Source organism: Paraherbaspirillum soli (assembly GCF_042654985.1).
In the GTDB taxonomy this organism is placed as follows: Bacteria; Pseudomonadota; Gammaproteobacteria; order Burkholderiales; family Burkholderiaceae_D; genus Paraherbaspirillum; species Paraherbaspirillum soli.
In genome coordinates this window covers 1-14,209 of the sequence record NZ_JBHSMT010000004.1, presented here as the reverse complement: position 1 = coordinate 14,209, position 14,209 = coordinate 1, and the positions used below count along the sequence as shown (strand labels likewise).

Below are 14,209 nucleotides of genomic sequence, written 5' to 3'. Positions count from 1 at the left end.
GTCTGATTTGGAAAAATGCTGGGGAAGGGTATGCCAGTTGCCCTCGCAGTCGTCGGGCTTCAAAGCCCAAGGTTTGGTGGCGACGGAGATGAAAATGTTGGGCTTTGGAGCCCAAGCTACCAACTGTTGCCGGAACGCTAAAGAAAGTTTATAGTCGGCCCCTGTCCCTGAATAAAGAAGGGACCAGGCTGAGTAGCCTGTCTCCCAACATGTATAGACCGCGCCATGCGGCCTATTCGTCCGTCTCTATCTCCATCCTCTTTGGGTGGCGATAGTGGGAAGCCTTCGGGCTGCCGGCGAGACGGGTAATTGTTGGGGCCGGTCTACTCATCCTGTTGTCGCCGCCCTCCCATTCCGGTACAGCGCGGCTCAATTACCTCCCCCAACCACTAAAGGAGCCCGTATGACCTTCGCTATCACGCCTGACAAAAAAATTATCTGTCCCGATTACCTCGATGAAGCGCTGGAAGCCGCACGCTTGGGCATGATCTGCCTGGAAGAAGTGCGGCGGCTGTTGCGGCCGCTGCGCGAGATTTCCAAAGACAACAAGATGACGCATGACCTGGTGCAGGCCATCATCGACCTGGCCGACGACAGGCACAATCTGTTCGATGTGATACGCGGGCAATTTGAAGAGAACAAGAAAACCCGCAAGAAGTAGGGCGGATGAGCGTAGCGTTATCCGCCGTTTTGGATGCATCGAACGTAGGTGGCACATCCAACGGCGGAAGACGCTGCGCTTTTCCGCCCTACTTGTTTTTGAAGGAGTTCGAGTCCTTAAGCAAGCTCAATCCGCTGCGTGGTCTGCGGGTCAAACCAGTGCAGCGCCGCCGGATCGAAGCCGGCGCTGATTTGCTGACCGGCCGTTACTGCGGTGGCGGCCGGTACCCGCATCACCAGCAGTTGATCGCCGACCGACGCATGCACCAGCAAATCGGCGCCCAGCGCTTCCACCATTTCCACCTGCATCGAAAGACCGGGTTGACCGAATTTCAGTTGTTCCGGGCGCAGGCCCAGAATGCAGTCGGCGCCGGCGATTGCGCCGTGGTTGACGGGCAGGGCCAGCGGCGCGGCATTGTTCATCGCGAAGCTATTGCCATCCGCAGCCAGTTTTCCATGCAGCAGATTCATCGGCGGCGAGCCGATGAAGCTGGCGACGAAAGTGGTGGCCGGCTTGGCGTACACCTGGGCCGGGGTGCCGATCTGTTCGGCGCGGCCGCCGTTCATGACGATCATGCGCTGGCCGAGCGTCATCGCCTCGACCTGGTCATGCGTCACGTACAGGCTGGTGGTGCCGAGCGTGCGGTGCAGCTTCTGGATCTCGAGCCGCATCTGGACTCGCAGCTTGGCATCCAGGTTGGATAGCGGTTCGTCGAACAGGAACACCGCCGGTTCGCGCACGATTGCCCGACCCATCGCCACCCGCTGGCGCTGGCCGCCGGACAGCTGACGCGGGGTGCGTTGCAGCAGCGCGCCCAGTTCCAGGATTTTGGCCGCCTTTTGCACGCGGGTTTCGATATCGTCTTTGCCCAGGCCGCGGATTTTCAAGCCGTACGCCATGTTCTCGTACACGCTCATGTGCGGGTACAGCGCATAGTTCTGGAACACCATCGCGATGTCGCGGTCCTTCGGTTCCAGCTGGTTCACCACGCGGTCGCCGATGGCGATATCGCCGGCCGTGATTTCTTCCAGGCCGGCCACCATCCGCAGCAGCGTCGATTTGCCGCAGCCGGACGGTCCGACCATCACAATGAATTCGCCGTCGGCGATGTCGATCGAAATGCCGTGGATAACATCGACCGCTTTCGGGGCCTTGCCGTATGCTTTTTTTACGTTGCGTAGATGTACTTGTGCCATATCATTTCTCGGAATCGACCAAACCTTTAACAAACCATTTTTGCATCACCACCACCACCAGACCGGGCGGCAGCATCGCCAGCACCAGGGTGGCCATCACCATGTTCCACTCGACTGCCGAATCGCCGCCGGCGATCAGGGTTTTGATGCCGATCCCGATCGGGTACATGTCCTGGTTGGTGGCGATCATCAGCGGCCACAGATACTGGTTCCAGCCGTAGATGAACATGATCACGAACAAGGCGATGACATTGGTGCGCGACAGTGGCCAGATGACGTCCTTGAAGAAACGCAGCGGCCCTGCGCCATCGATCCGCGCCGCTTCCGCCAGCTCGTCCGGCACCGTCAGGAAAAATTGCCGGAACAGGAAAGTCGCGGTGGCCGACGCAATCAGCGGCATCGTCAATCCGGCGTAACTATTCAACATGTGGAAGTCGGACACCACCTGATAAGTCGGCGTGATGCGCACTTCGACCGGCAACATCAGCGTGATGAAAATCATCCAGAAAAACAGCGCGCGGCCGCGGAAACGGAAATACACCATCGCAAATGCCGACAGCATCGAAATCGAAATCTTGCCGATCGCAATCGCCAGCGCCGACACCAGGCTGACCCACAGCATGCGGCCGACCGGCGGTGCGGAAACATTGCCCGATGCACCTTGGGTCAGCAGCGCGCCGTAATTTTCGATCAAATGGGTGCCGGGCAGCAGCGACAGCGGCGCTGCGGCGGCCTGCTCCGCCGTCTGCGTGCTGGCCACGAACGCGATATACAACGGAAACGCGATGATCAGGACGCCGAGAATCAGCACCAGATGGCTCACCAGGTCGAGGATGGGACGACGTTCAATCATTTGTCACTTTCATGCGTATTGCACTTTCTTTTCAACATATTTGAATTGCACCACGGTCAGCACGATGACGATGGTCATCAGCACCACCGATTGCGCGGCGGCGCCGCCCAGATCGCCACCCTTGAAACCATCGTTGAAGACCTTGAAGACCAGGATCTCGGTATCCTTGCCCGGGCCGCCCTGGGTGGTGGCCTCGACAATCGCGAAGGTGTCGAAAAAGGCGTAGACGATATTCACCACCAGCAGGAAGAAAGTGGTCGGCGACAGCAGCGGGAAGACGATGCTGGTGAAGCGCTTGACCGGACCGGCGCCATCGATCGCGGCGGCCTCTATCAGCGATTTCGGAATCGATTGCAAGCCGGCCAGGAAGAACAGGAAGTTGTAGCTGACCTGTTTCCAGATCGCCGCAATCACGATCAATATCATTGCGTGCCGCCCGTTCAGCACGTGGTCCCAGTCAATCCCGATCGCATGCAGCCAGTGGGCGACGATGCCCAAGGTCGGGCTTAACAAGAACATCCAGAGCACGCCGACCACCACCGGCGACACGGCGTAAGGCCAGATCAGGAAGGTTTTATACAGCGCCGCGCCTTTGATCACGCGATCGGCGAAGGCGGCCAGCAGCAGCGACAGCAACAGTCCGCAACCGGCCACCAGGACCGAGAAAATCGCGGTGGTCTGGAACGAGGCGAGGTAGGTGCTGTCGCTGAACAGGGTGCGGAAATTGTCGAACCAGACGAATTCCGAATACCCGCCGAAAGAGTCCTGCAACTGCATCGACTGGTACAAGGCCTGGACCGCGGGCCAGACGAAAAATAACAAGGTAATAATGATCTGCGGCGCCACCAGTGCGTATGGCAAGCAGGCAGATTTGAAGCGAGCGCGTTTTTCCAAAATGGGACTTTCTGATTCAGAGCCTGTTCAAATTCCGCAACCGTTCGTAGGGCGGATGAGCGCAGCGTTATCCGCCGATGGATGTGCCACATGCATTCGATGTGTCCAACGTGGCGGAAGGGTGAAGCAGGGGTTTCGGATGGCATGCCATCCGCCTGCTGAACGGTATCCGCCTGCCAGCGGATACGCGCCCTGCAAGGGCTGCGCTTTTCCGCCCTACCAGCTAAAGTGGGAATTCCTGCAGTGCGAGCAAGCACTGCAGGGCAAAGCTAATTACTTGTTGACCTTCTCAAACCGTTCCAGCTGTTCATCGCCGCGTTTTACCGCAGTATCGAGCGCTTCTTTCGCGGTTTTCTTGCCGTTCCAGACGTTTTCCAGTTCTTCGTCGATGATGGTGCGGATCTGCGGCATGTTGCCGAGGCGGATCCCGCGCGACTTGCTGGTGGTCTTGACGATCATCTGCTTCACCGCCACGTCGGTGCTCGGGTTGCGCTCATAGAAACCGGATTTCTTGGTGATTTCATAGGCGGCGGTGGTGGTCGGCAGATAGCCGGTTTCCTGATGCCACTTGGCTTGCACTTCCGGCTGCGACAGGTATTTGAAGAACTTGGCGACGCCTTTGTATTCCTCGTTTTTCTTGCCGCCCATGACCCACAGCGAAGCGCCGCCGATCATGGTGTTTTGCGGCGCGCCCGGAGCATCCTTGTAATACGGCAGCGGCGCCATCGCGAATTTGAATTTGGCGTTTTTGGCGATATCGGCGTAGCTGGACGACGAGCCGGTCAAGATCCCGCATTCACCGGCAAAGAACTTGGCGGTGGCCTGATCCTTACGGCCGGCATAGGTGAAATATCCTTGCTTGGCCCAATTGGCCAGGTCTTCAATATGCTTGACGTGCAACGGGCTGTTGAAGCGCAGGCGGGCATCGAGGCCGTCGAAGCCGTTATTCCTGGATGCGAATTCGACGTTGTGCCAGGTCGAGAAAGACTCCAGCTGCACCCATGATTGCCAGGTTGTGGTGTAACCGCATTTCTCGCCGCTGGCTTTCAGCTTGGCGGCGTTGGCGCCGACTTCCTGCCAGGTGACCGGCGGCTTGTTAGGGTCGAGGCCGGCTTTGGCGAACATGTCCTTGTTATAGAACATCACGGTGGTCGAGCTATTGAACGGCAGCGACAGCATGCCGCCTTTGGGCGCCGAGTAATAACCGGAGATGGCCGGCACATAAGCCGCCGGGTCGAACGATTCGCCGGCCAGCTTCATCACTTCCGAGACCGGCTTGATGGCGCCTTTGGAATACATCATGGTGGCGGTGCCGACTTCATAGACTTGCAGGATGTCGGGCGCATTTCCGGCGCGGTAAGCCGCGACCGCGGCCGCCATGGCTTGATCGTATTCGCCCTTGAAGACCGGGGTTACCTTGTATTCGGACTGACTTTTATTGAATTCATCCGCCAGCGCATTGACCCGGTCGCCGAGCACGCCGGACATGGAATGCCACCAGGAAATTTCGGTAGCCGCATGCGCCGAAGCAGCCATGGTGGCAAGCGCGCAGGCGATAGTTATCGCTTTGAATTTCAATTTCATCAGGGACCCCGTAAAATTTTTGAATGTTACATGGACAATATGACAATCAAGTGACACGATGTCATACGCTGTTCGTCTATGCTGGTTTGTCACGCCGGATTCTATAGGTGACTTTATAGGCGGCGCAACGTTTGATTTCGACTGAATGATCGAAAAAAACCGCGAATATGCGCCGAATGGCCGCTTTGATTTGCGCTGCAAGGATTTAATCTTCCCTGTATAAATGACGCGATTTTAAAATTAACATCCGAAATTAACATACGGAAATTTTTTAGAAAAGGGCATGAATCATGGCGGATGAACTGCGTTACGACGGCCGGGTGGCGATTGTTACCGGTGCCGGCAACGGATTGGGGCGCGCGCATGCGCTGTTGTTGGGCGCACGCGGCGCGCGGGTGGTGGTCAACGACCTGGGCGGCGATGTCCATGGCGGCGGCCAATCCAGCGCCGCCGCCGACCAGGTGGTGGCGGAGATCCAGGCCATGGGCGGCACCGCGGTCGCCAGTTACGACTCGGTGGAAGCGGGCGACAAGATCGTGCAGGCGGCGCTGGACCATTTCGGTAGCGTCGACATCGTGATCAACAATGCCGGCATTTTGCGCGACAGCAGTTTTGCCAAAATGACCGAGCACGACTGGGACCTGATTTACAGAGTCCACGTGCTCGGCGCTTTCCGGGTCACGCATGCGGCCTGGCCGCATATGCGCAGCAAGGGCTATGGCCGGGTCGTGATGACCACCTCGGCGGCCGGCATCTACGGCAATTTCGGCCAGGCCAACTACAGCATGGCCAAGATGGGCATGATCGGCCTGGCCAGTACGCTGGCGATTGAAGGCGGCGCTAAAAACGTGCTGGTCAATACCATCGCCCCGATCGCCGGATCGCGCCTGTCCGGCACGGTCATGCCGCCGCAAATGGCCGAGGCGCTCAGGCCTGACTACGTGACGCCGCTGGCGGCCTATCTGTGCCATGAAAGCTGCCAGGAAAACGGCGGCCTGTTTGAAGTCGGCGCCGGCTTCCACGCCAAATTGCGCTGGGAACGCACCGCCGGCCATCATTTCGGCTCGCAACCGTTCGGCCCCGAGGAAGTGGCGGAAAAGTGGCTTGAAATAGGCGATTTCAGCCAGGTCTCGCACCCGAAAAGCATTGCCGAATCGGTCATGCCGATTTTGCAAAGCGCCGACTCGCCATTCGGTCACGGCAAAGTTTGATTGGCAAATAACTTTTTTAAAATTCACGGAAACCCCATGACAGTCAACGACATCATCCGGCTGATGCCAGCCGCCCTCGACGCTGCGGCCACCAGCAATACCAGCGCCACCATTCAGTACCGGATTTCCAATCCCATGTACGTGGTCATCGACCGCGGTCAATGCACAGTGCATGACGGCGTCGCCGCCGCGCCCACCGTCGCGCTGACCATGGCCGACGACGATTTGAAAGCCTTGCTGAAAGGCGAGCTGAACGGCATCACCGCATTCATGAGCGGCAAGCTGAAGCTGGAAGGGGACATGATGCTGGCGCAGCGGATTCCATCGTTTTTTGACGCCAGCAAGATCGCTTAGAGAAGCGCAAAAAATCGCAGGACGGGCCGCTAATGTTGCGGCCTCACTTGAAAGTTTTCCCTTCCTTCGCCATCTCCACCAGGATCTTGGCCGGTGCAAAATAAGCGTCGAATTGCTTGGCCATTTGCCTGGCGCGGGCCACGAAATTGGCGACCCCATAGGTATTGATGTATTGCAGCACGCCGCCCTGGAACGGCGCGAAGCCCCAGCCGAAAATGCTGCCGACGTTGGCGTCGGCCACCGACAGCACCACCTTCTCTTCATAGCATTTGGCCGCTTCGTTGGCTTGGACGAACAGCAAGCGCTCGATCAAATCCTGTTGCGGCAATTGATGCGCGGCTAGCGGGAAAATTTGGCGCAGGCCGGGCCACAAATGTTTATGGCCATGCGCTGGGTATTCATAGAAACCCATGCCGCATTTTTTGCCGCTGCGGCCATAATCCCTGACCATTTTTTCCAGGCCGGCATAGGCAGGATGGGCAAGCAATGCCTGTCCTTCCGCCGCGCCATCCTTGCGCGCTTGCTGCACGATCTGCCACGACAGCGACAAGCTGATTTCATCATGCAGCGCCAGCGGGCCGAGCGGCATGCCGGCCTGCAAGCCCGCCATTTCTATCGCGCGCGGATGCTGTCCTTCCATCATTAGCTTTAAGCCTTCCAGCAGATAGGTGGCAACCACCCGGGAACTGTAAAAGCCGCGGCTATCGTTGACCACGATCGGCGTCTTCTTGATTTGCCGCACGAAGTCATAGCCGCGTGCCAGCGTTTGCTGGCTGGTCTGCTGGCCGACGATGATTTCGACCAGCCGCATTTTGTCGGCCGGCGAAAAGAAATGCAGGCCGATAAAGTTGGCCGGCCGCGCGCTGGCCTGCGCCAGGCCGGTGATCGGCAGGGCCGAGGTGTTGGACGCAAACACCGCTCCCGGCGCCAGTACCGCTTCCGTCCTTTGCGTGACCTCGGCCTTCACTGGCCGGCTTTCAAATACCGCTTCAATCACCAGCTCGCAATCGGCTAGCTCGTCGAAAGCGACCGTAGGCTTGATCCTGGCTAAAAAAGCCTGCTTGCCGGCGGCGGTTTGCCGGCCGCTTGCGATCGCCTGGTCGAGCAGGGCGGCAACGTCGGCTTTGCCGTGCTCGGCCAGCGCGAAGCTGGTGTCCAGCAGCATCACCTTGATCCCGGCTTTGGCCGCCGCATAGGCGATGCCGACGCCCATCATGCCGGCGCCCACTATGCCGATCTTGCTGACCGGCGATGACGGCAAGCCTTCGGGACGCGATCTGCCCTTGTTAATTGCGTTCAGCTGGCACCACAGCGTGCCTATCATGTTCTTGGCCGCCGGCGACAACACGCATTCGGCGAAATAGCGCGACTCGATTTCGCAGCCGGTATCGAAGTCGACGATGCCGCCTTCAAACACGCAGCTCATGATATTGGTGACAGCCGGATAATTGCCGCAGTTCCGGGCGCTGGCGATGGACGGCGCGGCCGTCCACAGCTGCACGTTGTCCGGGCTTCTGGTGTCGCCGCCGGGCCAGCGGAATTTTTTGTCGTCCCACGCTTGCATCGCTTTCGGGTGGGTCAGGCACCAGGTCTTGGCTTGCGCCAGCAGCTCTTCCTTATCGCCGGCCAGCGCCTGCAGGATGCCGTGCTGGCGGGCTTGCTCCGCGCTTAACTCCTTGCCTTCCAATATCAAGCGCAATGCATGCTCAATCCCGATCAGGCGTGGTAAGCGCTGCGTGCCGCCGCCGCCGGGCAACAGGCCGTACTTGACTTCCGGCAGGCCGAACCTGGCCTTCGGATGATTGAGCGCGATCCGGCAATGGCAGGCCAGGGCCAGCTCCAGCCCGGCGCCCAGCGCACTGCCGTTGATCGCCGCCACCACCGGCCGGCCGCATTGTTCAAGCCGGCGCAGCAAGCTCTTGAATTGCTGCGCCAGCTCGAACGCCTCGCGGGCGTCGCCGATGCGATGCAGTTGTTCAAGATCGGCGCCGACCGCGAACTCCTTCTTGCCCGAGGTCAGGATGACGCCGCTGATGCCCGGATCGGCTTCGACCGCGGTAATCGCCGCCAGCAACGATGCGCGCAAGTCATCGTTCAGGAGATTGGCCGAGTGACCCGGCACATCGAGGGTCAGCGTGACAATATGGTCCGCATCTTTTTGAAAATTTACGCTCGTCATGATGGCCTCGTCGTCTCAGTCAAACTCGTTCAATGATCGTAGCGATACCCATCCCGGCGCCTACGCATAGCGAAATCAGCGCCGTGGATTGATCGCTGCGCTCCAGTTCGTCCAGCGCGGTGCCAAGGATCATGGCGCCGGTCGCACCCAGCGGATGGCCTAGCGCAATCGCGCCGCCGTTGACGTTGACCCGGGCCGGATCGATATCGAGCTCGCGCGTGGCATGCATGACGACCGCGGCAAAGGCTTCATTCATTTCAAACAGATCGATATCCCTGATCGTCATCCTGGCCCGCGACAAGGCCTTGCGTACCGCCGGCGCAATCCCGGTCAACATGATGGTCGGCTCCGATCCGGTGACGGCCGTTGCCACAATCCGCGCCCGCGGCCTGAGTCCCAGCCTGAGCCCCATCTCTTTACTGCCGACCAACACCAGCGCGGCGCCGTCGACGATGCCGGAAGAGTTGCCGGCGTGGTGCACATGATGGATCTTTTCGACGCTGGTGTATTTGCGCAGCGCGGTCGCATCGAACCCCATCTGTCCGATCGCTTCGAACGACGGCCGCAGTCCGGCCAGATCCTCCGCCGTGGTGTCGGGCCGGATGAACTCGTCCTGCTCCAGTATCACCAAGCCATTCACATCCTTGACCGCAATCAGCGACGGCTTGAAGCGGCCGGCGGCCCGCGCATGGGCCGCTTTCTTTTGCGATTGCAGCGCAAAATGATCGACCTCGTTGCGCGAAAATCCGCCCAGCGTGGCGATCAGGTCGGCGCCTATGCCCTGCGGCACAAAGCCTATCATCTGGTTCACGCGCGGATCCATGAACCAGGCGCCGCCGTCCGACCCCATGGCCCAGCGCGACATGCTTTCGACGCCGCCTGCCACCACCAATTGTTCCTGACCCGACATCACCTTCATCGCGGCCAGGTTGACCGACTCCAGGCCGGACGCGCAAAACCGCGATTGCGTCACACCCGGCACGGATTGATCCCAGCCGGCATACAGCACGGCGATGCGCGCAATGTCGGCGCCTTGCTCGCCGACCGGCGTGACGCAACCGAGCACGACGTCGTCCACCAGCGCGGTATCGAGCCGGTTGCGCTGCTGCAGCGCCTGCAACAGATTGCCCAACAAATGCACCGGCGTCACCTGATGCAGGCTGCCGTTCTTCTTGCCCTTGCCGCGCGGGGTGCGTATAGCGTCAAAAATATAAGCTTCAGTCATAGCATGGGGTCTCCGGCTTTATTGTTTTAATCATTGTTTGACATCATTGATCCAGCTTTCCAAACGCTCGGCACGCTGCTGCGGCGTGCCGGCGGCAGGCTCAGTTAACGGCCCGACGGCTGCCGCCATATGCTCGGGCTGATTCTGCCGCATCAGCATTTCGCCGAACGCCAGCAACGATTCCTTGGCATTGTCGAACACATTGCCGGCGCTGCCATCGGCTGCTGCTGCGGGCATCGGCAACGGCCCGGGGACGTCGTCGCGCGGCGCAGACAAGGAAACGGCATGCGCGAAGCTGCCGATGACGTTGACGCCGGGCGTCGGTTCGGTGCGGCGGCACAGGTGCGGCAGCTGCCATTTTTCACACAGATAACGCAAGATGCTGGTGTGGTCATAAACCGTATGGTCCACGCCCCGTTTGACATACGGCGACACCAGGATGGCCGGCACCCGCACCCCAAGCTGTTGAAACGAGAACGTGGAAGTGACGTGCTGGTCCGGCGCGACCGTCGGCGGCGGCGCCACATGGTCGTAAAAGCCGCCGTGTTCGTCATACAAAATAATCAGCAGCGTCGATTTCCAAAGCGCATCGTTACCGCGCAAGGTGTTATACACAGTCGCAATCAAGCGTTCACCTTCCTGCACGCCGGTCGGCGGATGCTGGTCATTTTGACGGCCGTTGGGACCGTCGAAATAACGCGCCTCGATAAAGGCGTACTCAGGAAAATTGCCGCCCACAGCGGCATCTTTTTGAAACTCCGCCATAGCCGCATAGGCGCTGCCGAAAAACTTCGCTTTGAGCCGGTCCAGGATCACCGACTGCGGAAAACCGTCATGGTAGATTTTCCACGACTTGCGGGCATCGTCCAGCCGGTTATAAATGGTCGCTTGCGTGTAGCGCCCCCAGATTTCTCCGATCGACGCCGGGTCCTTCGCATCCGGCATCAGGACGTCGCCCAGGCTGGTGCCGCTATGCACGAACAGGCGGTTGGGCCAGGTCGGTCCCGGCAGCGAAGAAAACCAGCGATCGCAGACCAGGAAATTTTTTGCCAGGGTATGCAATACCGGCAGGCTGCCGTCCTTGAAGTAGGCCATCACCTGCGCCAGATCGGCGCGCGAAGCCTCCGGGTTGGCGGCGCGATAAGCATTCACGAAATTGCCCAGATTGCCGCTGAGTTGGGTGGCGACGTCGGCAAACTCGTGCGGCACCTTGAATTGCTTGCCGACCCAAGCTTGCGCATTGTCCGTTTGCGACAGCGAGGCGCCGCTGCGGTTGTCGATATTCACCCCGGGATGGAGCGGGTCGACGCCGTCGATCTCGGCATCGAACGAGGCGCGCAGCGCACCCAGCATGTGATCGAAAGAGCGGTTTTCCAGCATCAGCACCACCACATGCCGGATCGGATCGCCGCTGGCGGCGCCGGACGCCATCTGGTGCGTCGCATCCTGCCGCTGCTGGTCGGCTGGGCGCGCGGTAGGAACGCCATCGTTCGATGTCCGCCGAACAATTCGGCTGGTGGGCAGTGCGCCCTTGATCTGCGCGCGCTGGACGGCCGTGGCATCGTTTGCGAAGAACTTGTCGTTGCCGTTTGTCGCCGGATCGAAGAAGCCGATGTAGCCGCCGGGGTTGACGTGGAACGCCGTCAATCCGGAGCTGCAAAAATCATTTCTGGCGTGCTCCCGCTCGCCCTCGGAAAAATACTGCGGCAGCACGAAGTTGGAAACCCGCACGCCGTCGATTTCATAACTCTGCGCTTGCACCGCGTCGCACATCTCGAAATAGTGATAGACGCGGCGGTCGTCGATATCGGGGTGGGGGCCTTGCACCAGCAGGTTGCAGAGCGGATCGGCGATCAATTCCAGCGCCTCGTGCGACAGCGCCGTGCTCCACTCGTCGCCCAATTGCTTGCAGACGTCGAGGAACACAAAGCCGCATGGAATCCCGCTCAGATTGCGCTCGTGATAGCCCAGCGCATCGTTGGCTGCAGCCGTGTCCAGCAGGTACAGGATGGCGTCGCCGCGCAGTTCCTTGAGGTCTTTTAGATCCGCATCGCAGCCGGTCGGACCGTCCAGACGCAAGCGGCCGCCGAAGGCCCAATACGGTTCGAAATCTTCGGCAACCTGGCGGTTGATGGCGCGAATGACACGGTGCAGTTCGCGATCCGAAATCGTGTTGGAACGATTGATAACAGAAATCTGAACCATGATTGCTGCCTCCCTCGGTATGGCCGCCTGCCACTTTGCCAGAGCACGCGGCGATCTCGCAATGTCACTTTTACTAGCTGTTTCTTGGTTCGAACTCCATTAGCATTCGTTCTGAAGGGCGGATGAGCGCAGCCTTATTTGCAATTGCGCCGCCGATGGATGTGCCGCCCGTGTTCGGTGCATCTAAAACGGTGGATAACGCTGCGCTCATCCACCCTACGTCAAAGAACGGCAACTCGTGGCACCAAGAACGAACTCGATGCCACGATACATCAACTTTTATTTGCGTTTCGCAAAAGGCGACACGAAGATCGAACTATCAGCCGGAGCGTTGCCGCCCAGCGCGTCATTCAGAATCTTGGCAAGACGCACGCCGGCACGGCTCAACTGCAGCGCAGCGACTTTGCTGGCATTGCTGATATAGCTGGCCGACAGATGATATTTGCCGGTGCTGTCCGGCGCCGGCAATTTGCCGTAGACGTCGGATTTGGCGAGTTCGAACGCTTGCAGCGACCAGTCGCGCGGCGTTTGCTGCTGCCATTCGGCGATTTGGGCATCAGTGATTTTGGCAATCAGATTCGATGCGACCTGATCCTGACTGGTCCCCAACTTCTGGACGAATGCGGTATCCCAGTCGCCATGCAGGTTGGCCGATTTTGGCAGGCCGGTTCCCGACACTTTGTCGTTGTTGCCGCCGCGGTCGTTGTCATCGCTGGAGTGCAACGGTTGATGCATATCGCCGACGAAGTGCAGCAGGAACTGCAGGGCCATCAGGCGCTCGGCTGGATCGGTGTTCGCATCTTGCAGTTCTTTGCTGAACTGATCGACTTTGTCGACCACGCAATCCTGAGCCGCACCTGCCGATGCCGGGGTGCCGGCCGGCAGCGTTGGATGGCCGAAGCAAGCGGCGTCGATGTCGCCATCCCGTATTTCGGTGTCCACAAAATGCCAGGACGCGGTTTCGCGGTGCGCATTGCGGTACTTGTCGGCCCAGGTCGCTTCGCTGGCAATGTCGGTGTTGGTCAGACCGGAGTTATCGCCAGCCAGCATGGTGTTGACCTGGTCGCGCACGCCAGGGGTCAGGTAATGATCGGCGATCAAGCCGACGATCATATGGCCTTCATCGCCCCAAGCCATCGCGTTCGGGGTTGCCACGATAAACGGTGCTGCACAAGCGACACTGCCCAACAATTTACACGCCAGTCGAAAAGTCAATTTCATGAGATCTCCAGTTATGGTTAAGATATGATTTTATTTCCGTGTGGAAATAAGTCTATAAATGTACTCCTGATTTATTACGGGCGCATGTCAGGGTTGGAACCATGACTTTTTGGAATCGGCGTGTCGGCAGGTCTGTTGCCGTAATGCTAAAGAAGGGCTATAGTCGCTCCCGTCCCTGAAAAAGAAGGGGCCTGGCTTCGCAGCCAGAAACTAATACGTAGACCGCGCCATGCGCTCTATCGTCCGCTTCTATCTCCGTCCTCTATGGGCGGTGGTAGTGGGGAGCCTTCGGGCTGCCGGTGAGTTGGGTGGTTATTAGGCCGGTCTGCGAACCTTACTAATCGCCGCCGTGTGTCAAGAACGCAAAAGCCGAAGTATCGGCCGCTGCGATGCTTTATTGAAGATGAGGGTCGGCCCCTCGTGATCGGCGTGCAGGCGCAGGTCACAAACCACCTCAAGCTGCGAGGGTAAAGAGCCCTGGTGGTGAGCGTTGAGGGTAAAAGGTGCAGATAACTGCATCAGGTATGAATCGAAGAGACGAACGCAAGTGAACCATTATTGAAGCGTCGTAAATGGTATTAGAGAAGTCGTCGAAACCGTGCTTGGCGGTGCACACGGGATAAGTT

11 protein-coding genes are annotated in these 14,209 nt (G+C 59.2%); 3 read left to right on the top strand and 8 right to left on the bottom strand.

The features are described 5' to 3' along the window. Positions 1 to 403: 403 nt before the first annotated feature. Positions 404 to 661 (top strand): hypothetical protein, encoded by a 258-nt coding sequence (locus ACFPM8_RS00520; protein WP_378993863.1) that lies wholly within the window; start codon positions 404 to 406, stop codon positions 659 to 661. A 116-nt stretch (positions 662 to 777) separates the two neighbouring features. Here ACFPM8_RS00520 and ACFPM8_RS00515 read toward each other — a convergent pair whose 3' ends face one another. The 4 genes from ACFPM8_RS00515 to ugpB form a co-directional block, all read right to left on the bottom strand. Next, entirely contained in the window at positions 778 to 1,857 is a 1,080-nt protein-coding gene (locus tag ACFPM8_RS00515) for a sn-glycerol-3-phosphate import ATP-binding protein UgpC (RefSeq protein WP_378993861.1), read from the bottom strand. 1 nt (position 1,858) lies between these two features. Then, complete coding sequence (gene ugpE / locus ACFPM8_RS00510) at positions 1,859 to 2,710, bottom strand: sn-glycerol-3-phosphate ABC transporter permease UgpE (protein ID WP_378993859.1); 852 nt, start codon at positions 2,708 to 2,710, stop codon at positions 1,859 to 1,861. A 9-nt stretch (positions 2,711 to 2,719) separates the two neighbouring features. Beyond that, a complete protein-coding gene (ugpA, locus tag ACFPM8_RS00505) occupies positions 2,720 to 3,604 on the bottom strand; it encodes a sn-glycerol-3-phosphate ABC transporter permease UgpA (RefSeq protein ID WP_378993857.1) in 885 nt (294 codons plus the stop codon). 273 nt (positions 3,605 to 3,877) lie between these two features. Further along, entirely contained in the window at positions 3,878 to 5,188 is a 1,311-nt protein-coding gene (gene ugpB / locus ACFPM8_RS00500) for a sn-glycerol-3-phosphate ABC transporter substrate-binding protein UgpB (protein ID WP_378993855.1), read from the bottom strand. A gap of 290 nt (positions 5,189 to 5,478) precedes the next feature. Here ugpB and ACFPM8_RS00495 point away from each other — a divergent pair, with 290 nt between their 5' ends. Together ACFPM8_RS00495 and ACFPM8_RS00490 are read left to right on the top strand one after the other, a co-directional pair. Next, complete coding sequence (locus ACFPM8_RS00495) at positions 5,479 to 6,399, top strand: SDR family oxidoreductase (protein ID WP_378993853.1); 921 nt, start codon at positions 5,479 to 5,481, stop codon at positions 6,397 to 6,399. 36 nt (positions 6,400 to 6,435) lie between these two features. Further along, positions 6,436 to 6,753 (top strand): SCP2 sterol-binding domain-containing protein, encoded by a 318-nt coding sequence (locus ACFPM8_RS00490; RefSeq protein ID WP_378993851.1) that lies wholly within the window; start codon positions 6,436 to 6,438, stop codon positions 6,751 to 6,753. A 43-nt stretch (positions 6,754 to 6,796) separates the two neighbouring features. Here the strand turns inward: ACFPM8_RS00490 and ACFPM8_RS00485 are convergent, their stop codons facing one another. The 4 genes from ACFPM8_RS00485 to ACFPM8_RS00470 all read right to left on the bottom strand — a co-directional run bounded on the left by ACFPM8_RS00485 (position 6,797) and on the right by ACFPM8_RS00470 (position 13,583). Then, entirely contained in the window at positions 6,797 to 8,932 is a 2,136-nt protein-coding gene (locus tag ACFPM8_RS00485; RefSeq protein ID WP_378993849.1) for a 3-hydroxyacyl-CoA dehydrogenase NAD-binding domain-containing protein, read from the bottom strand. A gap of 19 nt (positions 8,933 to 8,951) precedes the next feature. Beyond that, complete coding sequence (locus ACFPM8_RS00480; protein WP_378993847.1) at positions 8,952 to 10,157, bottom strand: acetyl-CoA C-acetyltransferase; 1,206 nt, start codon at positions 10,155 to 10,157, stop codon at positions 8,952 to 8,954. A gap of 30 nt (positions 10,158 to 10,187) precedes the next feature. After that, a complete protein-coding gene (locus tag ACFPM8_RS00475) occupies positions 10,188 to 12,362 on the bottom strand; it encodes an alkaline phosphatase family protein (RefSeq protein WP_378993845.1) in 2,175 nt (724 codons plus the stop codon). A 279-nt stretch (positions 12,363 to 12,641) separates the two neighbouring features. After that, positions 12,642 to 13,583 (bottom strand): S1/P1 nuclease, encoded by a 942-nt coding sequence (locus ACFPM8_RS00470; RefSeq protein WP_378993843.1) that lies wholly within the window; start codon positions 13,581 to 13,583, stop codon positions 12,642 to 12,644. Positions 13,584 to 14,209 lie beyond the last annotated feature (626 nt).

Coding starts and splice junctions, on each gene's coding strand:
- ACFPM8_RS00515 (WP_378993861.1), bottom strand. CDS start 1,857: ATGGCACAAGTACATCTACGCAACGTAAAAAAAGCATACGGCAAGGCC.
- ACFPM8_RS00485 (WP_378993849.1), bottom strand. CDS start 8,932: ATGACGAGCGTAAATTTTCAAAAAGATGCGGACCATATTGTCACGCTG.
- ACFPM8_RS00470 (WP_378993843.1), bottom strand. CDS start 13,583: ATGAAATTGACTTTTCGACTGGCGTGTAAATTGTTGGGCAGTGTCGCT.
- ACFPM8_RS00475 (WP_378993845.1), bottom strand. CDS start 12,362: ATGGTTCAGATTTCTGTTATCAATCGTTCCAACACGATTTCGGATCGC.
- ACFPM8_RS00490 (WP_378993851.1), top strand. CDS start 6,436: ATGACAGTCAACGACATCATCCGGCTGATGCCAGCCGCCCTCGACGCT.
- ACFPM8_RS00480 (WP_378993847.1), bottom strand. CDS start 10,157: ATGACTGAAGCTTATATTTTTGACGCTATACGCACCCCGCGCGGCAAG.
- ACFPM8_RS00520 (WP_378993863.1), top strand. CDS start 404: ATGACCTTCGCTATCACGCCTGACAAAAAAATTATCTGTCCCGATTAC.
- ugpB (WP_378993855.1), bottom strand. CDS start 5,188: ATGAAATTGAAATTCAAAGCGATAACTATCGCCTGCGCGCTTGCCACC.
- ugpE (WP_378993859.1), bottom strand. CDS start 2,710: ATGATTGAACGTCGTCCCATCCTCGACCTGGTGAGCCATCTGGTGCTG.
- ACFPM8_RS00495 (WP_378993853.1), top strand. CDS start 5,479: ATGGCGGATGAACTGCGTTACGACGGCCGGGTGGCGATTGTTACCGGT.